The 23,796-nt window shown below is 71.6% G+C and carries 10 protein-coding genes; 7 read left to right on the top strand and 3 right to left on the bottom strand.

Annotation, left to right across the window (positions count from 1 at the left end):
- Positions 1-20: 20 nt before the first annotated feature.
- The gene (locus tag ABZW60_RS35635; protein WP_355484518.1) at positions 21-1,115 is read right to left on the bottom strand and encodes a serine hydrolase domain-containing protein; all 1,095 of its coding nucleotides are present in this window, start codon (positions 1,113-1,115) and stop codon (positions 21-23) included.
- 447 nt (positions 1,116-1,562) lie between these two features.
- Here ABZW60_RS35635 and ABZW60_RS35630 point away from each other — a divergent pair, with 447 nt between their 5' ends.
- Positions 1,563-12,983 (top strand): amino acid adenylation domain-containing protein, encoded by an 11,421-nt coding sequence (locus ABZW60_RS35630; RefSeq protein ID WP_355484516.1) that lies wholly within the window; start codon positions 1,563-1,565, stop codon positions 12,981-12,983.
- A gap of 423 nt (positions 12,984-13,406) precedes the next feature.
- Here the strand turns inward: ABZW60_RS35630 and ABZW60_RS35625 are convergent, their stop codons facing one another.
- Positions 13,407-14,336, bottom strand: a complete 930-nt coding sequence (locus tag ABZW60_RS35625; protein ID WP_355484514.1) for an ROK family protein — start codon at positions 14,334-14,336, stop codon at positions 13,407-13,409.
- Positions 14,337-14,585: 249 nt separating this feature from the next.
- Here ABZW60_RS35625 and nagZ point away from each other — a divergent pair, with 249 nt between their 5' ends.
- Complete coding sequence (nagZ, locus tag ABZW60_RS35620; protein ID WP_355484512.1) at positions 14,586-16,070, top strand: beta-N-acetylhexosaminidase; 1,485 nt, start codon at positions 14,586-14,588, stop codon at positions 16,068-16,070.
- Positions 16,071-16,183: 113 nt separating this feature from the next.
- On the opposite strand, the gene ABZW60_RS35615 is transcribed toward nagZ, so the two are convergent.
- Positions 16,184-17,392, bottom strand: a complete 1,209-nt coding sequence (locus tag ABZW60_RS35615) for an ROK family transcriptional regulator (protein ID WP_355484510.1) — start codon at positions 17,390-17,392, stop codon at positions 16,184-16,186.
- Between the two features lie 108 nt (positions 17,393-17,500).
- On the opposite strand from ABZW60_RS35615, the gene ABZW60_RS35610 reads away from it, so the two are divergent.
- From ABZW60_RS35610 to ABZW60_RS35590, 5 genes are all read left to right on the top strand, one after another.
- Complete coding sequence (locus ABZW60_RS35610; protein ID WP_355484508.1) at positions 17,501-19,156, top strand: glycoside hydrolase family 13 protein; 1,656 nt, start codon at positions 17,501-17,503, stop codon at positions 19,154-19,156.
- Between the two features lie 176 nt (positions 19,157-19,332).
- Positions 19,333-20,460: a Nif3-like dinuclear metal center hexameric protein gene (locus tag ABZW60_RS35605; RefSeq protein ID WP_355484507.1), complete on the top strand. Its 1,128-nt coding sequence runs from the start codon at positions 19,333-19,335 to the stop codon at positions 20,458-20,460.
- A 60-nt stretch (positions 20,461-20,520) separates the two neighbouring features.
- Positions 20,521-21,234: a C4-type zinc ribbon domain-containing protein gene (locus tag ABZW60_RS35600; protein ID WP_355484506.1), complete on the top strand. Its 714-nt coding sequence runs from the start codon at positions 20,521-20,523 to the stop codon at positions 21,232-21,234.
- Complete coding sequence (locus tag ABZW60_RS35595) at positions 21,231-22,355, top strand: bifunctional RNase H/acid phosphatase (protein ID WP_355484504.1); 1,125 nt, start codon at positions 21,231-21,233, stop codon at positions 22,353-22,355. Before ABZW60_RS35600 ends, ABZW60_RS35595 begins: the two co-directional genes overlap by 4 nt.
- 4 nt (positions 22,356-22,359) lie before the next feature.
- On the top strand, positions 22,360-23,790 hold the full coding sequence (locus ABZW60_RS35590) for an RNB domain-containing ribonuclease (protein WP_355484502.1): 1,431 nt from the start codon (positions 22,360-22,362) through the stop codon (positions 23,788-23,790).
- Positions 23,791-23,796: the final 6 nt, after the last annotated feature.

The following is a 23,796-nucleotide window of genomic DNA, read 5'->3' as shown; positions in this document are numbered from 1 at the left end:
CGCGGTGGTCCGGCGTCGTACTAGCCGAAAACCGTCTCCACCAGGCGGGCCAGGGCAGGCGGGAAGATCTGGAGCAGGTCCACGTCGGCGTCGCCCATGGTGATCGCGGCGGTCAGGGTCCTGGTGCCGTCGGCGTTGCTGTACATCAGGGCGCCGTATCCGCCCGGTGCGCTGCCGTTGTGGTGGTAGATCGTCTCCGTGCCGGTGTCCTGCGCGAACAGGCCCAGTCCGTAGTTGAGCGGCCCGCTCTTCGGCTCCGGCGTACGCATCTCGCCCAGCAGCTCGGCAGGCACGAGCTTGCCGCCCTGCAGCGCCGACATGAACTTGTGCAGATCCTGCGTGGTCGACAGCATGCTCCCGGCGGCGAACAGCAGCGACGGGTTCTGCTCGGTGACGTCGACGACCTTCCACTCGTCACCGTCCTGGTACCGGAAGTACCCGTGCGAGTGCGGCCCGGGGATGTCCGTCCGATCGCCCGGCTCCAGCGTGCCGGTCAGGCCGAGCGGCTCGACGATCCGGCTCTCCAGCTCCGCGGCGAACGTACGCCCGGTGACAGCCTCGATCAGCAGCGCGGCCACCGTGTAGTTGGTGTTCGAGTAGCTCCACTCGGCACCCGGCTCGAACCGCGCCGGCTTGGCCAGTGCGAACCCGACCAGCTCGTCCGGCGTGTACCCGCGCAGCCGGTGGTCCGCCCAGTCCTTGCCCGTCGCGGGAACACCGGCGACGACGGTGCCGTCGGGGTAGTACTCGCCCGTGTAGTTGAACAACCCGCTGGTGTGGTCGAGCAGCATCCGCACCGTGATCCGCGGGTCCAGATCGAAGCGCGTCAGGTGGCCGGCGACCACGCCGTCCAGCTCGAGTTTGCCCTCGGCCACGAGTTGCAGCACCACGGTCGACACGAACGTCTTCGTGACGCTCCCGACCCGGAACTGCCCGTCCACCGGCGGCGCCTCGGCCCGGCCGAGCTCGCGGATCCCGGCGGTGCCGACCCACTCGCCGTGCTCGTCGTGCACCCGCAGTTCGAGCCCGCCGAAGCCGGCGTCGACGAACTCCTGGGCGGCCTTCCGCAGCTCCGGGCGCTCGGTGCTGTTCAGGGCGGGGGACTGGATCGACATGCTGCGTACTCCTCGTTCGAGTGATGGTCTGTTCGACGTCACTCACGATCCCGGCGAGCGCTGACACGCCACCGCCACCGCGCTGACGCGGTCCCGGTGACCGGCTTTCGTACGGCCCGTACCCGAACCTGCCGTCGCTCGTTGGAACCATGTCGGCGGTCACGGCTTCTCCCGGGAATTCTTAACCTTCGGCTGCCGAGATCGGACTCCTCCGGTGCGGGTCGCGGCTGGTAGGGTTCACGGCTGTCGGTCGGCGCGATGACGCACCGGGTGTGCCCGGTCACGACATCGTTCCGGCAGGCGGAAACGGGGCTGCTGTCGGTGTGAAGTGAGGCGGGGTCTGCCCAGAACCCGCTCCGTCCAGTTGGGGAGGCACGTGTCCGTGGGTCGCCAACCGGCCGAGCGCCCCGTCGTACGCTCTGACGCTCAGCTGGTGGTGGCATCGGCGTGAGAAGTGGTGCGGACCGGCCGGCGATCTCCACCGGGCCGGCGTTGATGATTCCCGCCGGTTATCCCCGCGACCTGCCGAGCGCACTGCTGCGGGCGGCCCGCGACTTCGGCGGCGCCGGCGTCGTCGAGATCGGCGCGGACGGCCGCGAGACCAAGCTCGACTTCCCGACGCTGCTCGAGCTCGCCGCCCGGATCCTGGCCGGCCTGCGCGCGAACGGCGTCCGGGCCGGCGACCCCGCGGTCGTGCACTGCACCGAACCGGTCGGTTTCTTCGCCGCCTTCTGGGCCTGCACGCTCGGCGGTATCCGCCCGCTCCTGGTCGCGCCGAACCCGGGCGGCGACCGCACCGAGGAGGGCCGCGAGCGGCTCCGCCGGATCACCGACCTGCTCGGCTGGACGGTCCTGATCGGCCGCCCGTCCGACCTGCCGAACGACCTCGGCCTCCCGGTCCTCGACCCGGACGCGATGGCCGGCCACGAGCCGACCTCCGACTTCCACCGCCCGGCCGCGGACGACATCGCGGTCCTGATGATGTCCTCGGGCTCGACCGGTACGCCGAAGATCGTCCAGCTCACGCATCGCGGCCTGGTCGAGTTCGCCGCCGGGACGCCGGCGATGCTGCCGGTCCGGCCAGGACAGACGACGCTGAACTGGCTGCCGCTGGACCGCAGCGGCGCGTTCCTGCTCTACCACCTGCTGCCCGTGTTCACCGGCTGCACGAACATCCATGTGAACACCGACTGGGTGCTCGCCAACCCGCTGCGCTGGCTCGACCTGATGGAGCAGCACCGGGTCAACCACTCGTGGTCGCCGAACTTCGGGTACCGGCTCGCGACCACCGCGGTCGCCGGCGAACCGGACCGGCACTGGGACCTGTCCGCGCTCCGCAGCCTGGTCAGCGGCGGCGAGCAGATCACCGTGCCGGTGATGTCGGAGTTCCTGCGGGTGACGAACCGGTTCGGCGTCGTCCCGGAGACGTTCGTGGCCGCGTGGGGGATGACCGAGACGGTCACCGGGATCACGTTCGCGCGGCCCGGCCTGACGCCGAACGTCCACCGCGTCCGCATCCCGCCGACCGGCGTCGTCGAGTGGGTCGACCAGCGGCCGTCGTCGGGCAAGGTCGCCGTCGCGCGTCCCGGTAAGCCGCGCACCGAGGCGCCCGGTGTGCTCTCGCTGGTGTCGGTCGGCGCGCCCGCACCCGGTACGACGGTGCGCATCGTCGCGCCGAACGGCGCCGTACTCCCCGAGGGCCGGATCGGCCAGTTGCAGGTCGCGTCGGCGCGGGTGACGCCCGGGTACCTCGGCAACCTCGAAGCGGACCGCGCCGCGTTCCCCGTCGGCAACTGGCCGGCCCGCAAGTGGCTGGCGACCGGCGACCAGGGCTTCATCACCGGCGGCCAGGTCGTCATCACCGGCCGGGACAGCGAACGCATCATCATGTCCGGCCGGCTGCACTACGCCCACGACATCGAATCCGTCGCCGCGACCGCCGTCGGCGCCGAACACGGCCTGGTCGCCGCCTGCGGCATCGCCGACGAGGAAACCGGCACCGACCGCCTCGTCGTGTTCTACGCACTCACCCCCGACGCCGTCCCCGGCATGGACCAGGCCATCCGCAGCCTGATCCAGACCCGCCTCGGCCTCGCCGCCCAGGTCATCGGCGTCCCGCGCCGCGACTTCCCCACCACCCCCGGCGGCAAGATCCTCCGCCCCCTGCTCAAGCAGCGCTGGATCGACGGCACCCTCCTGGAACCCGCCCACACCCACGTAGAACCCGCCGGCGCCACCCCCGCCTCCGGCCCCACCGGCCAGGGCCCGTCCACGACCCCGGAGTCCACCCCGTACGCCGACGACGACCCGTCCGAACGCACCACCGAACTCCCCGTCGTCCGCCTGGCCTGGAAACGCGAACTCCAGCAATCCATCCCCACCCCACCCCAACGCCCCACCCTCGGCACCCCCACCCCACCGCCCGAGCCCCTCGAGGCGCAGGCGGAGACCACCGCGGCCCTCGGCCCACAGGCCGACGAGCAGGCCGAGGCCGCGGGTCAACAACCGCACGACGCGGCCCTCACCGCCTCCAACGCACAGCCCGGGCCGACCGATGAGCGGGTGGTGGAGGTGGAGCTGCAGTCGTACGACGCAGCACCCGCCGTACCAACAGCTAAGCCGGACGAGTCGGACTCCGCTGAAGAGCAGGCCGACAACGCGGAGCAGCGACCGTACGGCGCGACCGCCGCAGCCCCCGGCGCTGAGGCCGAGGAACTGGAGTCCGCCGACGAGCAGGCGGCGCAGCCGGAGCAAGAGGCGCACGACGCGGAGTCACGGCCGCACGACGCGACCTCAGCCGTCCCCGGCACTCAGGCCGAGCAACTGGAGCCCGCCGACACTCAGGCCGACGAGGCGGAGCAACAGCCGCGCGACGCGGCGCCAGCCGTACCAACAGCCCAGCCCGAGGAGCCGGAGCCGGCCGACGGGCAGGCCGACGGCGCGGAGCAAGAGCCGTACGACGCGACAGCTGTCATCCCTGGCGCTCAGACCGAGCTGCCGGAGCCCGCCGACGAGCAGGCTGGGGCTGCGGAGCAAGAGCCGCATGACGCGACCGCCGCGCTCAGCGACGCTCAGGCCGAGCAACTGGAGCCCGCCGACACTCAAGCCGACGATGCGGGGCAAGAGCCGTACGACGCTATCGCCGCCGTACGCGACGCTCATGCCGAGCAGCCGGAGTTGACCGCCCAGCAGGCTGAGGATGCGGAGCAAGAGCCGCTTGACGCGCAAGGCGTGAACCCGGACGGCGCCGACGAGCGGCCTGCGGACATCGAGCATTCGCAGGCCGACGCGACTTCGACCACCGACACCAAGTCGGCCGACGCCCAGCCCGCCGAATCCGCCGCCTCGCCTGACGAGCAGGAGCAAGCTGAGTCCGAAGAGGACGACGCGCAGTCGCAGGCTGTCGACATTCCTCACGACGCCTCGTCTGATGCCGACGTACCGGCCGAGAGCGCCACGGCGGCCGAGGACGCCGAGCAGGAGCAGCCTGGCCAGCGGCCCGAGGCGGACGACGAGGCGCGCGCGGATTCCGACGTACCGGCTGTTGAGCAGGACCAGGCCGTCGCGCACTCAGAGGCTGTCGAGGGGCCGTACGACGCATCGCCTGAGACCGGCGTACCGGCCGAGAACTCCACCGCGTCGGCGGGCGACGACGCCGAGCCGGAACAGCCTGGCCAGCCGGCCGAAGTGGACGACGAGGCGCGTGCGGATTCCGACGTACCGGCTGTTGAGCAGGTCCAGGCCGACGTGGAGCCAGAGGCTGTCGAGGCCCTGGACGACGAATCGTCTGGTGGTGATGTACCGGCTGCAAGCGCCGCTGCACCCGCGGATGAGGACGCCGAGCTGGAGCAGTCTGGTGAGCGGCCCGAGGTGGACGAGGCGCCCGGGGATTCCGACGCATCAGCTGTCGAGCAAGACCAGGCTGGCGAAGGCGCTGAAGCTGTTGAGGAGTCGGACGAGGCAACCTCTGATGCCGACGTACCGGTCGCGGCTGCGGATGAGGACGCTGAGCGGGAGCAGTCCGACGACGGGTCCGAGGCGGGCGATGTCGCGGAGGTCGATTCCACCGCTCCGGGAGATGAGCAGGAGCCGGTCGAGTCTGCGGAGTCCGCGGGTGCCCTGAAGCCGGACGAGGTAACGGCCAGCGCCGACGTGCCACCTGCGAGCCTGACGCCGTCCGCGGACGAGCAGTCCACGGAGGTCGAGCAGGCCGAGCAATCGGGCGAGGGGCAGGCGCACGAGGCCGCCGAAACCGACGTACCAGATGCAACCCCCACACTGTCCGGCGAAGAGGAAGCAGCAGAGTCGGAGCAGGCCGAGGAGCGGGCCGAGTCGGAGGACGGCGCGGGTGCTGAGGCCGTCGTACCGGCTGGCGAGCAGGAGCACGGCGAAGCCGACGTACCGGCAGCAGGCACCGCCCTGCCCGAGGCGGGGGACGGCGCGGGTGCTGAGGCCCTCGTGCCCGTTGACGAGCAGGAGCGCGGCGAGGCCGGCGTACCGGAGGCAGATGCCGCCCGTTCCGAGGAGCGGGCTGAGGCGGAGGAGGACGCGGGTGCTGAGGCCGTCGTGCCCGCTGACGAGCTGGAGCGCGGCGAAGCTGACGTACCGGCAGCAAGTGTCGCCCTGGCCGAGGAGCTGGCTGGGGCGGGGGACGTCGCGCGGATCGAAAGCGTCGTACCGGCTGGCATGCGGGACGGCGACGGGGCGGAGGAGGGCGGGCAGGAGCTCTCCGATCTGACGGCCGTGGGCGACGTTCCGGACGTAGGTGCCACGGCGTCCGCGGGTGAGGACGTCGACGAGTCGGAGCTGGCTGAGGAGCGGGCCGGGGCGGACGACGACGCGGCTGCTGAGGCCGTAGTGCCGGCTGACGGGCAGGACGTCGAGGCCGACGTACCGGCGGCAAGTGCAACCCTGTCTGCGGAGCAGGCGGAGGAGCCGGCGGCTGAAGCCCACCTTGAGTCTGCGGAGGCTGAGGAAGCCGGTTCTCGGGGTGAGGATGCTGGTGAGCCTCAGGCGGACGGTGACCTGGCTGCTGGCGATGCCGTTGAGGCGGTAGTTGTCGCGGGCACTGGCGCCGCGGGTGGTGCCGGTGCGCGTGTGTCTTCGCCGGGGGTGGCTGCGGCTGCCGAGCCGGGTTCTGCTGCTGAGCTGAGCGCGGCTGCTGCGCCGAGTGTGGCTGCGGGGTCGAGTGCGGCTGTGCAGGCGGGTGCGGCGAGCGGTAGTAAGGCTGTGGTTGAGCCGGTGGCTGTGGTTGGGCTGGCGGGGCGGTTTCCGGGGGCTGAGGGGATTGAGCAGTTCTGGGAGAACCTTGTCGGTGGGGTGGAGAGTGTTCGGCGGGAGGCGCCGGATACCGGTGACGGGACTGTCGCGGTCGGTGGGGTGCTGGAGCACGTCGAGTCGTTCGACGCGAAGTTCTTCGGGTTGAGTGATCGTGAAGCCGAGCTGATGGAGCCGGCGCAGCGGTTGTTCCTCGAGGTGTGTCATCAGGCGCTCGAGCACGGCGGGTACGCGGGCACGGCGAGCCGCGTCGGCGTGTTCGCGGGCTCCGGCATGAATCTGTACAACCGCCAGCAGCAGTCCCGCGACTCGATCGCCACCCGCGTCGCGTACCGGCTCGGGCTGACCGGCCCCGCGATCGGGGTGCAGTCGGCCTCGTCGTCGTCGCTGGTCGCGGTACACCTCGCGTGCCAGGCGCTGCGGTCGGGCGACGCCGATCTCGCGCTCGCCGGTGCCGCCGCCGTACAGGTGCCGCAGGCAACGACGTACCACCCGGCGCCGGACTCGATCCTGTCGCCGAGCGGCCACCTCCGCGCGTTCGCCGCCGACGCCGACGGTACGGTCGGCGGGAACGGTGTCGCCGCCGTCCTGCTGAAGCGTCTCGACCAGGCCCTCACCGACGGCGACACGGTGTACGCCGTGATCCGCGGTACGGCGGTCAGCAACGAGGACGCCCCGGCCGGGACGGAGCTCGTCGAGCGCGCGCTCGAGCGGGCCGGATTCGAGGCCGACTCGCTCAGCTACCTCGAGGCGGACGGGATCGGCAGCGCGGCCGCGGACGCCGCCGAGGTGAAGGCGCTGACGTCGGCGCTGCGCCGGCACACCGACAAAGTCGGGTTCTGCACGCTCGGATCGGTGAAGCCGAACATCGGCCACCTGGACAGCGCCGCCGGGATGGCCGGCCTGATCAAGACGATCCTGATGCTGCAGCACCGGACGCTGGTCCCGACGATCAACTACACCGGCCCGAACCCGGCGCTCGCCCTCGACGGCAGCCCGTTCGTGATCGGGACCGACACCCGCGAGTGGACCGTGCCGCTGCAGTCGGGCGGTACGACGCTGCGCGCCGGCGTCAGCGCACTCGACCCGAGCGGCACCAACGCGCACGTGATCCTTGAGGAAGCGCCCCGGCAGATCCGCCGCGGCGACGACGGCCCCGTCGTACTGCCGCTGTCCGCGCCCGACCCGGACGCCCTCGCGGATCTCGTCGAGCTGTACCGGGCCGACCTGGACCACGGCACCGGTCATCGCCTCATCGACCTCGCCGGTACGGCGGCGCTCGGCCGCCCGGCGCACCGGCACCGCATCGCCGTCGCGGGCGGTACCGAGGCGGAGCTCGTCGACGCGCTCGGCTCCGCGCAAGCCACCGAGGTGCCGCGCGGCGGCCCCGGCCCGCTCGGCTACGCGTTCACCGGACAGGGCGCGGCGCGGCGCGGAATGGCCGCGGGGCTCGCGGCGCGTTTCCCCGCGTTCCGCTCGGTGCTCGACGAATGCGATCGCGTGTACCACGAGGAGACCGGCGGCAGCCTGCTCGACCTGCTCCTCACCCCGGCCGGTACGGCGGAAGGCGTGTGGCCGACCGAGACCGCGCAGCCGGCACTGTTCGCGTTCGAGCTCGCGCTGGCCCGGCTGTGGCAGTCGTTCGGCGTCCAGCCCGCACTGGTTGTCGGACACAGCGTTGGTGAGTACGCCGCGTTGTGCGTCGCCGGGGCGCTGTCGCTCGCGGACGGCGTACGGCTGACCGCGAAGCGCGGGGAGCTCATGCAGCGTGGCACGGTGCCGGGTGCGATGGTGGCCGTTCGCGCCGACGCCGACCGGGTGCGCGAGATCGCCCGGACGGCAGGCGTTGAGGTTGCTGCCGGCAACGGCCCGCAGTCGTTCGTGCTGACCGGGTCCGAGGTGATCGTCGGCCAGCTGGCGGCGCAACTCGACCAGTTGCAGGTGTCGTGGCAACGGTTGGACGTCGACCGCGCGTTCCACAGTTCGTTGGTTGACCCAATACTGTCCGACTTCGCGGAGATCGTCCGCGAGATCACGCTGAAGCCGCTGCGGACGCCGATGGTGTCCAGCTGGTCGGGTGATCTGCTCGAGTCCGGGACGGTGCTGGACGGCGACTACCTGGTCGGGCAGTTGCGCCAGCCGGTGCTGTTCGGTGACGCGGTCGAGGCGGTCACGGCGGCCGGGTGTCGCCGGTTCCTGGAGCTCGGACCGGACGCCGTACTGAGCCCCGCAGGTCGCCGGATCGCGCCGAACAGCACGTGGATCCCGGCGCAGCGCCTCGGCCAGGACCCGGTACTCGCGACGATGAACGGCCTCGCCGAGCTGTACGAACAGGGCACCGAGATCGCCTGGGCGAAGGTCTACCCGGACGGCGGGCGCGTGCCGCTGCCGACGTACCCGTTCCGTCGGGTGTATCACCCGGTCGACCAGTCGGTGACGGTGCCGGCCGGGCCGGGTACGGCGGTTGCCGTGGACAACGTTGCGCCGCGGCTCAGCGCGTTCGAACGGGCCGCTCGCGCGCAGAGCGTGGTGTTCGAGCCGCCGTCGAGCGCCGCCGTGAAGCGGATCCCGCTCGACCCGCCGGACCAGGTGGCGGCCGAGCCGGTCGAGCAGGTCGAAGAGGCTGAGTCGCCGTTCGCGTTGCCGGCCGAGACGCATCAGCTCGATGCGGACTATTTGGCGCAGGCCGGGTCGTTGTCGGGTGACGCGATGTCTGCGGAGCGGTATCGCGAGTCGTTGAACGTGATCCTGGATGTGACGTGCGAGGTGCACAGCCTCGATCCGTACGACCTCACCGTCGACCACACGTTCGCGGAGCTCGGGGCGACGCCGGCGTCGATGGCGCCGGTGATCGACGAGCTGAACGGCCGGTTCGAGGTTGAGTTGGCGCCGGACGATCTGTTCCTGACGTACACGACGCCGCACAAGCTCGCGACCGCCGTCGCGGTCCTGACGGCGCCGCCGGAGCCGGAAGCTGAGCCGGAGCCTGAGGTCGAGGCCGCTGGTGAGGCTGCTGGTGAGGCTGAGTCCGCGGTCGAGGCGGTCGTAGAGGAGGAGCCGGTCCGGGACGCGCGGACGGCGTTGGCTGTGCTGGGTTCGGGGCTCGCGGAGCTGGCGGCGAAGGTCGACGAGGCCGCGGCGGCGACGAGCGAGGCGGAGTTGCCGGGGAGCGGGATGGCAGCCCTGATGTCGCAACAGCTCCGGGTTGCGGGGCAGTTGGTCGATGGCGTCACCAAGCTGATGCGCGAGCAACTAGCCCTGCTCGGCGAGCCCGGGCAAACCACAGACGACAAGGAAGCCCCAGGCACGAAGCAAGCTGAGGAAGCTGCTGGTGCCAAGGTAACTACGGATGCGCAGGAAGCCGGGCCGGCGGCGCAAGCCGGGCTTGCAAACGCAGCTGCGGTTGCCAAGCAAGCTGCGGACGCGCAGGCGCCCGGGGTCGCGAAGCAAGCCGGTGGCACGAACGCAGCGACGGTCGCCAAGCAAGCCGGCGTACCGAACGAAGCTGCGGAAGTTCAGCAAGACGCGGGCGCCAAGGTAGCCGAAGGCGCCGAGGAAGCCACCGGTGCCAAGGAAGCTACTGGTGCCAAGGAAGGTGCGAGCCCCAAGCAGCCTGCGGATGCGCAGGCGGCCGGGGGTGCGACGCAAGCCGGGGCCACGAACGGAGCTGCGGAGGCCGAGCAAGGTGCGGGTGCCAAGGTAGTTGCGGACGGCAACGTAGCTGCGAACGCGAAGCAAGCCGCTGGCGCTGAGCAGGCCGTGGGTGCCGTGCAGGCTGCGGGTGCCAAGGAAGGTGTGAGCGCCGAGCAGGCGGCGGATGCGCAGGTGGCTGGGCGTGCGAAGCAAGCCGGGGCCACGAACGGAGCTGCGGCGGCCGAGCAAGGTGCGGGTGCCAAGGTAGTTGCGGACGGCAAGGTAGCTGCGAACGCGAAGCAGGCCGTGGGTGCCGTGCAGGCTGCGGGCGCCAAGGAAGGTGTGAGCGCCGAGCAGGCGGCGGATACGCAGGTGGATGGGGGCGCGAAGCAAGCCGGGGGCACGAACGAAGTTGCCGAGGCTGGGCACACCTCGGGTTCCAAGGATGCTGTCAGCGCCAAGCAGGCCGCGGGCACCGAGGTAGCTGCGGGTGCCGAGGAAGTAGCGGGTGCCGAGGCGGCCGCAGAAGCCGAGGCGACTGCAGCCAGGGCGACTGCGGCCAAGGCGAACGCAGCCGAGGCGACTGCAGCCAGGGCGACTGCGGCCAAGGCGAACGCAGCCGAACCGGCTGCAGCTGAGCCGACTGCAGCCGAGGCGGCCGCAGCTGAGTTGGCCGCGGCCGAGGCGAGTGTGGGCGTTGGGCAGAGTGGGGTGGATCTGCGGCGGCGGGACTTTGTTTACTGGAGTCGGGTGCTTGCTGGGGCTGAGCCGTTGGTGTTGCCTGCGGATCGGGCTCGGGGGACCGGGGACGACGCGGTGGCTTCGGTGAAGCAGGAGTTGGAGGAGGAGCTCGGCGACGCGGTGCTCGCGTACAGCCGGGATCGCAAGCTCAGCCCGGTGATGACCATGCTGGCCGCGGTCGCGACCGTGCTCGGCCGGTTCGCCGCGCAGGACGATGTGACGATCGGCTCGGCCCTGATCCGCCCGAAGGGTGACACCTCGACGGCTCCGCGTCGCCCGCTCCCGTTGCGTATCGACCTGTCCGGCGAGCCCGACCTCGGCGAGCTGACCGAGCGGATCCGCGACATCACCGCCGGCGCGTTCGACCACGCCGGTACCGATCTCGCGATCCTCCAGCGCGACCCGCTGTTCCAGATCCTGGTCGAGTTCGAGGACGGCGACGACGACCTGCCGACGGGTGTCGACCTGCGGTTCCGGCTGACCCATCACGGCGCCGGCATCACCAGTACGGCGGACTACCGCTCCGGCCTGTTCGAGCGTGCGACGATCGAGCGCCTGCTCGGCTACCTGGCCGAAGTGTTGCGCAGGGCAACGACCACGCCGGAGCTGCGGCTGCCGGAGCTGGTGCTCCCGACCGAGGCCGACCTCGCCGCACTCCGCGAGCTGGAGGGTGAGCTCGACGCCCCGATCAGCCGGGTACGCCGCGACGCGGTCGTCGCCGGCGAGCTCAGCGGCCTGCACACGCTCTTCGAGCAGCAGGTCGCGCGGACGCCGGACGCGATCGCGCTGATCCAGGGCAACCGCGAGCTGACGTACGCCGAACTCGACCGTCGCTCGAACGCGGTCGCCTGGCAGCTGGTCGATCTCGGCGTGAAGCCCGGGCAGCTGGTCGCGGTCCGTGTTGCCCGCGGCACCGAAATGGTCGTCGCCGTGCTCGCGGTCCTGAAGTCCGGCGCGGCGTACCTCCCGCTGGATCCCGGCGTACCGGAGTCCCGCTGGGCCTTCATGGTCAACGACGCGGAAGCGGTCGCGCTGGTCGGCGACGACGCGGCGCTGGCCGATCGCCTCGGCCTGCGGCTCGTTCCGGTGGCCGGCGGCGACGGGGACACGAGGGCGCGGCAGTCGCCGCCGGTCCGGGCGGCGGCCGACGACGTGGCGTACTGCATCTACACGTCCGGCTCGACCGGGAACCCGAAGGGCGTCGTGGTCCCGCACCGCGGCCCGGTGAACCTGGTCCGGCACTACCTGCGGACGCGGCGATCGCTGCGCACGCTGCAGTGGACCTCGTTCGGCTTCGACGTCCACGTGCAGGAGATGTTCACGACGCTGGCGTCCGGCGCGGCACTGGTCCTGCTCGGCGAGGACGACCGGTACGACCCGGACGCGGTCGTCGCGGCGCTGCGGGACCACGGCGTCCAGCGGCTGTTCATGGCGTTCAGCCCGCTGACCGCGTTGCTGGCGACGATGCGCCGGCTGCCCGAACTGCCCGAGCTGCGGGAGATCGTCGCGGGCGGTGAGGCGATGGTGCTGACGCACAAGGTGCGGGACTTCCTGGACGCGCATCCGCAGTGCCGGCTGTTCAACGAGTACGGTCCGGCGGAGGCGTCGATCGTGACCACGATCCACGAGGTCGACCCGGCCGAGGACCGGCCCTCGATCGGGCGGCCGATCGACGGTGTCGCCGTACGGCTGCTGGACGCCGCGCTGCGGCCGGTGCCGGTCGGCGCGGTCGGGGAGATCCACCTCGGCGGCGCCGCCGTTGCCCGCGGCTACATCGGGCGGCCGGAGGAGACCGAGCGCGCGTTCGTCGCGGACCCGGGACACCCGGGCGCGCGGCTGTACCGGAGCCGGGACCTCGGCCGCTGGCGCGCCGACGGCACCCTGGAGTACCTGGGTCGCGCGGACGACCAGGTGAAGATCCGCGGCCACCGGGTGGAGCCCGGCGAGACCGAGCATGTGCTGGCCGACCAGCCCGGCGTGGTCGACGCGGTCGTGGTGGCCTGCTCGGACCCGGCCGGCGACACCTGCCTGATCGGGTACGTCGTCCTGGAGGACAGCGACCCCGCCGTCCTGGCCCGGCTGATGCTCGACCTGGGCAAGGAACTGCCGATCTACCTGGTGCCGGCGGACCTGATCCCGATCGAGGAACTCCCGCTGGACGACAACGGCCGGCTGGACCGCGGTCGCCTGCCGGAACCGGAGTGGCTCACCCCGTAACGGTCGTGGAAGTTCTGCACCGTGGACGGGGGGTCAGGTCAGTGGCAGCCCTCCCGCAGCCACCGTCCGCCGTTCACGGTGCAGAACCTGCGTTCGATCCCATCCCTCCACAGGATCGAACGTGTTCGATCGGTCGGACGTTGCCGAAGGCACGCTGGTTCCCGATCCCTGCTCGACACGCTTGCGGCGGGGGAGTCTCCTCACCCGCCGCTCACGTGTCCGGTCGATCCAAGGCCCCCCTCGATCTACCGTTGGCCGGCCGGTCCGGGCCCCCCTCGACCGGCCGTGGATGACGGTGCCCCCACCCCATCCATCCGTTGCATCGCTTGGCGTGGGGTGGTCGTTACACGGATTCCCGAGATTCGTAAAAATTGCGCAAAGGTGCGCGGGAGAAGCCTTACCGAACGCGCAAGGCTGTGCGTGTCAGGCCAGCGCGGCCCACGCCTGATGAGCGGCGCCCAGAAGACCCGCGTTGTCGAGCTGGGCGGGCACCACGGTGAGGTCGGTGACGAACGGCAGCTGCGCCAGCCGCTTCACCCAGGCCTGCACCGGGTCGAACAGCACCGGCCCGGCCTTCGCGACGCCGCCGCCGATCACGACCGTGGTCAGGTCGACGGTCACGGCCGTCGCCACGATCCCGGCGGCCAGCGCCTGCGCCCCGTCGTCGAACGCGGCCAGCGCGAGCTCGTCCCCGGCCGCGGCGTCGGCGGCCAGGGCCTCGGCGTCCACGTCCTCGCCGGTCCGCCAGCCGCTGCGCTGCGCGCGGGCGACCATCCGCGGGCCGCTCGCATACGCCTCGACACAGCCGAACGACCCGCACGCGCAGGCCTCGCCGTCCTGGTCGATCACCACGTGGCCGATGTGGGCGGCGTTGCCGGACTGGCCGATCAGTGGCCGGCCTTCGACGACGAGACCGCCGCCGACACCGGTCGACACGACGATCCCGAGCAGCGTGTGCGCGTCGCGCCCGGCGCCGCTCCAGAACTCGCCGAGGGCGAAGCAGTGCCCGTCGAGCCCGAGCGCCACGGGGACGTCGCCGGTCAGCGCCCGGACCCGGTCGACGACGGGGAAGTTGCGCCACCCGGGGATGTTCACCGGGGAGACCAGGCCGTGCGGCTGGTCGAGTGGGCCGGCGGAGCCGATGCCGACCGCCAGCGGGGACGCGTCGCCGCGAACGCGGGTGATCAGCTCACCGAGCGCGGCGAACACCTGGTCGGCGTCGCCGGACGGGGTGGCGATCCGGTCGCCGGTGAGAATCGTGCCGTCGGCGGACACCAAAGCGGCGGCCATCTTCGTGCCGCCGATGTCGATTCCCAGCACGGTTCCCCGCGCCGAAGCTGCGTCGTCGCTCATCGTCCCCCCGGTCAGGGCGGTCAGGTCGAGAGACAACGTTATCTGTAGTCGGCCCGAACAGACAGGGGTGATTCCAGGTAATCATGGAAAACCCGCAGGAAGACGGCAGGTAACTGCCATGACAGCCCTTGACAACGATGCCCCTCGACCGGCCTTGAGAGGCCTCAAACGGGGATCGGGTCCGGATCGGACCCATCCCGTACGGGCCCCGGGTGGCGGGGTGAGCCCAGTGCGGGAGAGGGTTGGGGGATGAGTGATCAACTGGAGCGTGACGCGGCCGGCTCACTGGTGGTCGGCTTCACCGGGACGACGGCGCCCGACGACCTGCGCAGGGCGGTGGCCGGCGGCCTCGGGGCCGTCATCCTGTTCACCCGGAACGTGGCGGACGCCGAGCAGGTGGCGGCGCTGACCGCGCAGCTGCGGGCCGAGCGGCCGGATGTGATCGTGGCGATCGACCACGAGGGCGGCGAGTTCAGCCACCTGGCGCCGGCGAACCCGTGGCCGCTCGCGTCCCCGCGCCTGCTCGGCGACCTGGACGACGTCGACCTGACCCGCGCCGCGGCCCGGGACGCGGCCGCGACCCTGGCAGCGCTGGGCATCGACCTGATGCTCGCCCCGTCCGTCGACGTGAACAGCAACCCCGCGAACCCGATCATCTCCACCCGCTCGTTCGGTCGCACCGCCGACGTGGTCTCGCGGCACGGCGTCGCCTTCGTCGAGGGCGTCCACGACGCGGGGATCGCCGCCTGCCCGAAGCACTTCCCGGGCCACGGCGACGTCTCGGTCGACTCGCACACCGACCTGCCGCGGGTCGACCGGTCGGTCGCCGAGGTCGGCGCCGTCGAGCTCGCCCCGTTCCGCGCGACCATCGCGGCCGGCGCCGATGTCGTGATGAGCGCGCACATCATCTTCTCGGCGTACGACGACCAGCCGGCCACCCTGTCGCACCGGGTGCTCACCGGGCTGCTGCGCGAGGAGCTCGGCTTCACCGGCGTCATCACCACCGACGCGCTCGAGATGCAGGCGATCACCAAGAACCGGTCGATCGAGGACGCCGCCGTCGCGTCGATCGGCGCCGGTGCCGACCTGGCGATGATCGCGGTCGGTATGGCGGACCCGCAGGCGCTGACCGCCCGCGTGGTCGACGCTGTCCGCACCGGCACGCTCCCCGCCGAACGGGTCGCCGACGCGGCCGCCCGGGTCCGTGCGCTCGCCACCTCGCTCGGCCGGCGCTCGCGGCTGCCGGGCCTCGGCGGCGCCCCGATCCGCGAGGTCGCCACGCGGGTCGTGGCCGGGCAGACCTTCCCGGCGTACGGCGCGACGCCGTACGTGATCGACCTGACGCAGGGCCTGCACCCGGCCTGGAACCCGTACTTCTCCGGGCTGCCCGAGATCTTCACCCGGGTGGCTCCCGGCGCCGAGGGTGTCGTCCTGCGTGGGGAGCACCACCTGACCGACACGGGCGAGCCGCAGGACGACGCGATCGCCAAGGCCGCGAAGGCCGCGCAGGGCCGGCCGCTGGTGATCGCCGTCCAGGACGCGGGCCGCACGCCGTGGATGCGCGCCGCCCTGGAGCACCTGGTCCAGGGTCACCCCGACAACGTCTTCGTCCTCTGCACCGGCATCCCCGAGGACCAGGCGCTGGTCCCGCAGGGCGTCCCCTCCGCCACCACCTCAGGCCGCAACGTCATTGTCCTGGAGGCCATCGCGCGGCAACTCACCCGCGAGCCCTAAGCGGGTCGGCAGCTCGACAGGAGGTGTCCGGCCGGACCGGCCGGGCTCACGCTCAGCGGGACGGGCGGCCAGGGCCTAGTGGGCGTATACGTACTGTCGAGCTGCCGTTGACGTCAGTCGGAGCGGCACTCCAGCTCCAGGTCGAGGGCGTGTTCCTCGACGTAGTTGAGGGCGTGGCGGACCGCGCCGACCGACACGATCGCGTCGCCGAGGGAGGAGACGCCGACGCGCGGGGGAGTGCTGGTGTAGCGGACCAGCCGGGCCTCGAGGTCGGGGAGCAGGGCCGCCGCGGCCTCGGCCACGGCGCCGCCCAGGACGACAAGCTCGGGGTTGAACAGCGTGCCGAGCGTGGCGACCACCCGCGCGGTCCGGTCGGCGATCTCGTGCAGGATGCCTTCGGCCACCTTGTCGCCGGCGGCCGCCGCGCTGAACACCTGCTCCGCGGTCACCTCACCGCCCGCGGCCAGCTCGCGCAGTGACGTCTCGACGGCCGGGTCCGCGACCGCCGCCGTCCCGTGCTCGCGGGCGATCCGCGCGATGCCGTGGGTGTCGCCGACGCCCTCGATCAGCTTCAGGAACACCATCTCGCCGGCACCACCGCGCGAGCCGTGCAGCAACCGGCCGGAGTCCATCAGCCCCGACCCGAACCGCTCACCGGCGAGCAGGACGACCAGGTCGTCGACGTTGCGCGCCCCGCCGCGCCAGTGCTCGCCGAGGGTGGCGAGGTTCGCATCGTTCTCCAGCAGGACCGGCCACCCGTGCAGCTCGGTCAGCCGCGTGGACAGCCCGGTGTCGAAGCGCCGCCAGAACTCGTCGTCGACCAGGATGTTGCCGTCCCGGTCGACCGGGGCCGCGACCCCGGCACCGGCGGCGAGGACCTGCGCGTCCGACACCCCCGCGGACGCGAGCGCCTCCACCACCGTCTCGTGCACGATCCCGGTCCGCTCGCCGGGCGTCTTCACGCCGGCCGCGGACCGCCCGGCCTTGGCGACCGTCTCGCCGCGCAGGTCGGAGACCAGCACTGTGGTCTTGGCCGCACCGATGTCGATGCCGAGCACGTACCCCGCGTGGCTGTTGAACTCGAACCGCCGCGACGGCCGCCCGACCGAGGTCCGGCCGGGGTCGAGCTCGACCACCCAGCCCATCGAGATCAGGTCGTTGCAGACCGCGTGCACGGTCGCGCGGGTGAGACCGGTGGCCTCGATCAGGCCCGTTCCGGTCATCACCCGGGCGTGGGTGAGCACGCCGAGTACCTTGCCCGCGTTCACCCGCCGCAACATCGTCGGGGTGGCTGTCGGCGGGGTAGTCGGTGGTTTCGCCATGAAAGCCCCTTGACCTGTCGTCGTACCGACCGCAGAATACATGCAGATTCTAAATTTAGAGCCTATATATAAACGCCGGGTTACCCCCAGATTTCCGAGTGAGGCGAAGTGACCACTCCGCAGACGACCCACACGACCCAAACGGCGCAGTCCGACTGGTGGCGGCAGGCCGTCGTCTACCAGATCTACCCGCGCAGCTTCGCCGACGCCAACGGTGACGGCGTCGGTGACCTGCCCGGCATCATCAGTCGAGTCCCGTACCTGGTGGCGCTGGGCATCGACGCGGTGTGGTTGAGCCCCTTCTATCCGTCCGCGCTGGCCGACGGTGGGTACGACGTCGACGACTACCGCAACGTGGACCCGCGGCTCGGCACCCTGGAGGACTTCGACCAGCTGATCGAGGCGCTGCACGCGGAGAACATCAAGCTGATCGTCGACATCGTCCCGAACCACACCTCGGACCGGCACGAGTGGTTCGTCGAGGCGCTCGAGGCCGCGAAGGGGCACCCGGCCCGCGACCGGTACATCTTCCGCGACGGCCCGGACGGCGCCCCCGACCAGCCGCCATCGGACTGGGACTCGGTGTTCGGCGGCTCGGCGTGGGCCCGGACCGACGACGGCCAGTGGTACCTGCACATGTTCGCGGCCGAGCAGCCCGACCTGAACTGGCAGCACCCCGAGGTCCGCGCGGACTTCCTGGAGACGCTGAAGTTCTGGTCGGACCGCGGCGTGGACGGCTTCCGGGTCGATGTCGCGCACGCGCTGGTGAAGGACCTCTCGGAGCCGTTCCCGGCCAAGGCCACGCTGCCGCGGCAGTCGGAGTCGAACGGCCGGCACCCGCTGTGGGACCAGGACGGCGTGCACGAGATCTACAAGGACTGGCGCAAGCTGCTGAACACCTACGACCCGCCGCGGTCGGCGGTCGCCGAGGCGTTCGTGCCGGCTCACCGTCGCGCGCGGTACGCGAGTGCGGACGGGCTCGGGCAGGCGTTCAACTTCGACCTGCTGCAGGCCGACTTCGAGTACGAGAAGTTCCGCGAGGTGATCGAGCAGAACCTCGCACTCGCCGAGGAGAACGGCTCGTCCTCGACGTGGGTGTTCTCGAACCACGACGTCGTCCGGCACGCCACCCGGTACGGCCTGCCGAAGAACCCGAAGGGCGGCTGGCAGGACGGCAAGGACTGGCTGCTGAGCAACGGCACCGAGCCGACCGTGGACGTCGCGCTCGGCCTGCGCCGCGCCCGCGCCGCGACCCTGCTGATGCTGGCGCTGCCCGGCTCGGCGTACCTGTACCAGGGCGAAGAGCTCGGTCTGCAGGAGGTCGGCGAGCTGCCGGCCGCGAATCTGCAGGACCCGGCGTACTTCCGCTCGAAGGGTGCCGAGAAGGGCCGCGACGGCTGCCGGGTGCCGCTGCCGTGGACCGTCGGCGGCCTGTCGTTCGGCTTCGGTGCGGGCGGGTCGCACCTGCTGCAGCCGAAGTGGTTCGGCGCGTACTCCGTCGAGGCGCAGCAGGACGATGTCGAGTCGACGCTGAGCATGTACCGCAAGGCTCTGGCCGTACGGCGTGGGCTGCGCACCGGCAGCTCGCTGACCTGGATCGACAACACCGACGACGTCCTGCACTTCGTCCGCTCCGGCGGCTGGCAGTGCGTGACGAACTTCGGAGCGGCTCCCGTCGAGCTGCCCGACGCGGCGGTCGTGCTGTCCAGCGGTCCGCTCGAGGGTGAGAAGCTGCCCAGCGCCACGACGGCCTGGCTGATCTGACCCCTCCAAGAACCCGCTCCGGTCAAGCCGTCTGCTGACGGCCCTCCCCCTGTGACCGGGGCGCGCAGGGTCGTGGTGGGGGCACCGGGGCGGTTGCCCCTGCCACGATCCGAACTCTGTAGAAGGACCATCGGGCCGCGGGAAGGCCGGGCCGCGGGAGTGTCAGGATAGGCCGCGTGACGACGCTTGCGGACGTGATCGCGGTACTCGACCGGCTGTACGACCCTGCCTGGGCGGAGTCCTGGGACGCGGTCGGTCTGGTGACCGGCGACCCGGACCAGGAGGTACGGCGGGTCCTGTTCGCCGTCGACCCGATGCGGGGCGTGATCGACGAGGCGATCGACGGCGGTTTCGATCTGCTCGTCACGCATCACCCGCTGTTGCTGCGCGGCGTGAACAGCGTGGCCGCGACGACACCGAAGGGCCGCGTCGTCCACGACCTGATCCGCGCTGGGGTCGCACTGCACGTCTGTCACACCAACGCCGACAACGCGAACCCGGGCGTGAGCGACGCGCTCGCCGCCGCGATCGGGCTGCGGGACACCCGGCCGTTGAAGGCGATGCCGGCCGAGCCGATGGACAAGCTGGTCGTGTTCGTCCCGGTCGACGAGACCCAGGCGATGCTCGACGCGCTGGCGAAGGCCGGCGCCGGGCGGATCGGCGACTACGAGCGGGCCGCCTGGAGCGGTACCGGCGAGGGGACGTTCCGGCCGCTCGCCGGCGCGAACCCGACGATCGGGACCGTCGGCGACATCGAGGTCGTCCCGGAGCACCGGATCGAGATGATCCTGCCGCGGCGCCGGCGGCGTGCGGTCGTCGAGGCGCTGGTCGCGGCGCATTCGTACGAGGAGCCGGCGTACGACATCTACGAGCTGGCGTCGTTGCCGAGCGAGCGCGGCGGCGGGCGGGTCGGCGTACTCGAGGCGCCGCTGACGCTGGCCGCGTTCGCACAGCTCGTCGCGGAGAGCCTGCCCCGGACCGAGCACGGCGTCCGCGTGTCAGGGGACCTGGACCGCACGATCGAGACCGTCGCAGTGGTCGGGGGAGCAGGCGACTCCGAGTTCGACCGGGTCCGCGCGGCCGGAGTGGACGCGTACCTGACCGCGGACCTGCGGCACCATCCCGCGACCGAGGCCCGGGCGTACGCCGACCCGGCGCTCGTCGACGTCGCGCACTGGGCCAGCGAGTGGCCGTGGCTCGCGGATGCCGAGCGACTCCTGGTCGAAGGGCTGGCGGCCCGAGGAAGTACCGTAGACACTCACATCTCGACGCTCTGCACGGACGCATGGACCCTGCGGATCTGAGCGCGCCGGACACGATCTAAGGAGCCGACCCTGAACGCCGAGCCCGCCGTCCAACGCCGGTTGCTGGACCTGCAGGATCTCGACCTGCAGCTGGATCAGGTCGCGCACAAGCGCGCGTCGTTGCCCGAGCACCAGGCCCTGAAGGACCTGGTCGCCGAGAAGTCCGTGGTCGACCGCGACCTCGTCACCGCCGACACCGAGGTCAGCGACCTGCAGCGTGAGCAGAAGAAGGCCGACTCCGACGTCGAGCAGGTCCGGCAGCGCAAGGCGCGCAACCAGCAGCGGCTCGACTCCGGCCAGGTCACCTCGCCGCGCGACCTGGAGAACCTGCAGCACGAGATCGGCTCGCTCGACCGGCGGATCTCCGACCTGGAGGACGCCGAGCTCGAGGTGATGGAGAAGCTCGAGGCCGCCGAGGTCGTGCAGACCGAGCTGCGCACCCGGGCCGAGGCGTTCGCCGGCCGGCAGGCCGAGCTGGAGACCAGCCGCGACGCCGCGATCAAGGAGCTCGACGAGCAGCGCGCCCAGCTCGGCGACCAGCGGTCCGCGGTGGCGGTCGAGCTGCCGGAGCCGCTCGTCGCGCAGTACCAGCGGCTGCGGGAGCACAACGGCGGGATCGGCGCCGCGCCGCTGGTCGGCAAGCGCTGCATGGGCTGCCGGATGGAGCTCGCGCCGTCCGACCTGAACGCCATCAAGGCCGCTGCGCCGGATCTCGTACTGCGCTGTGAGGAGTGCGGCCGGATCCTGGTGCGGACGCCGGAGAGCGCGGCATGAGCTATTCCCACGTCATCGTCGAGGCCGACGGTGGATCGCGCGGCAACCCCGGCCCGGCGGCGTACGGCGCGCTCGTGCGCGACCCGGCGACCGGCAAGGTGATCGCGCAGCAGGGACGCACGCTGGGGATCGCGACCAACAACGTCGCCGAGTACTCCGGTCTCGTCGCGGGTCTCGAACTCGCCGCGGAGTACGCGCCGAACGCCTCGATCGAGGTGCGGATGGACTCCAAGCTGGTCATCGAGCAGATGGCCGGCCGCTGGAAGATCAAGCACCCGGACCTGCAGCCACTGGCGATCAAGGCGCAGGGGCTGGCGCCGTTCGGGACCGAGTGGACCTGGGTGCCGCGCGCGCAGAACGCCGCCGCCGACGCCCTCGCGAACAACGCGCTGGACGGGGTCGACATCCCGTTGACGCCGGCGCCGGCCGGATCGCCGGCCGCGGTCGACAAGGAGCCGTCCGACCTGCAGAAAGCCTTGCAGGGCTGGGGTCCGCAGGCCGAGCCGCCGACGCAGCTGATCTTCCTGCGGCACGGCGAGACGCCGCACACCGCGGAGAAGCGGTTCTCCGGCTCCGGCGGCGACAACCCCGGGCTGAGCGACACCGGCCGGGCGCAGGCGCTGGCCGCCGCGGAGTACCTGGCGCGGATCGGCGGGGTCGACGCGCTGGTGGTGTCACCGATGCGCCGGACCCGGGAGACCGCCGAGGCGGTCGGGGCCAAGCTCGGGCTCGAGCCGATCGTGGACGAGGGCTGGCGGGAGGTCGCGTTCGGCGACTGGGACGGGCACACGTTCGCGGAGATCCAGCAGAAGTGGCCGGATGCGATGAACGCGTGGCTGGACTCGACCGCGGTCGCGCCGCCCGGCGGCGAGTCGTTCGACACCTGCGCCCGGCGGGCCCGCTCGGCGCGCGACGGCCTGCTCGCGCGGTACCCGGGCAGGACGGTCGTCGTGGTCACCCACGTGACGCCGATCAAGCTGATGGTCCGTTCGGTGCTGCAGGCCCCGATGTCCTCGCTGTTCCGGATGGAGCTGCGCCCGGCGACCCTGACCGAGATCCACTGGTACGCAGACGGCCTCGCGTCGCTGCGCTCCTTCAACGTGCAGCCGTCGCTAGTCTGACCCCATGCCGCTGCAGAGGGTTCGTTTCGTCGAGGGCGTTCCGGAGGTCTTCCGGGCGTCGTTGCAGGACATCCGCCGGGAGCAGGAGGTGCCGGCGGAGTTCCCGCCCGAGGTCACCGCGGCGGCTCTGGAGGCGGCCCGCAACGCGCGCCTGCCCGAGCTGGACCGGACCGGCATCGAGTTCGTGACGATCGACCCGCCGGACTCGATGGACCTCGACCAGGCGCTGCACATCGAGCGCACGGGCGACGGGTTCACCGTGCACTACGCGATCGCGGACGTGGCCGCGTTCGTGCGGGCCGGCGATCCGATCGACGCCGAGGCCCGCCGGCGCGGCGAGACGCTGTACGCGCCGGACAAGCGCACGCCGCTGCACCCGCCGGAGCTGTCCGAAGCCGCGGCCTCGCTGCTGCCCGACCAGGTGTGCCCGGCCCTGCTGTGGACGATCACGGTGGACGCGACCGGTGAAGGTACGGGCGTCACCTGCGAGCGCGCGCTGGTGAAGTCACGGGCCAAGCTCAACTACGCGGGCGTGCAGAAGGACCTGGACGCGGGGACGGCGTCGGAGTCGCTGCAATTGCTGCGCGAGGTCGGGAAGCTCCGCGAGCAGCGCGAACTGGAACGCGGCGGGGTGAACCTCCCGATCCCGGACCAGGAGATCGTCACCTCCAACCACGGCTGGGGCCTGGAGTTCCGCGCCCCACTGCCGGTCGAGGGCTGGAACGCACAGATCTCGCTGCTCACCGGGATGGCGGCCGCGAGCCTGATGATGAAGGGCAAGATCGGCATCCTCCGCACGCTGCCCGAGTCGCACGACGACCTGCGCCACAAACTCGGCAGCACCGCGAAGGCGCTCGGGATCGACTGGCCGGCCGAGATGTCGTACGCCGAGTTCATCCACGGGCTCGACCCGAAGGTGCCGGCGCACGCGGCGATGCTCGCGGCGTGCACCGTCCTGTTCCGCGGCGCCGGGTACACGGCGTTCGACGGGAGCCTGCCGGAGCAGTCGCAGCACGCTGCGATGAAGGCCGCGTACGCGCATGTCACCGCGCCGCTGCGACGCCTGGTGGACCGGTGGGCGGGGGAGATCTGCGTCGCGCTCTCGGCGGGCGTCGAGGTGCCCGCCTGGGTGCGCGAGTCGATGGACGAGATCCCGAAGATCATGGATGACGCGGACCGGCGTGCGCACGCGTACGAGCGCTCGATCGTCGGCATGGTCGAGGCCGGTCTGGTCGCGGACCAGGTCGGCAGCGAGTTCGACGGCGTGATCACCGATGTGGACGACAAGGACAAGAACCGCGGCATCGTCGTGCTGACGAAGTACGCGATCGAGGGTCGTGTCACGGGTGCGGAGCTGCCCCTGGGACAGCAGGTCCGCGTCCGGCTCGTCGAGGCCGACATCGCCAAGCGCACCGTCGCCTTCGAACTGGTTTAGCTCGTA

The organism is Kribbella sp. NPDC003557, from assembly GCF_040610805.1.
Taxonomy (GTDB): Bacteria; Actinomycetota; Actinomycetes; order Propionibacteriales; family Kribbellaceae; genus Kribbella.
The sequence above is the reverse complement of the archived record's forward strand: the minus strand, read 5'-3'. Positions and strand labels throughout refer to the sequence as shown.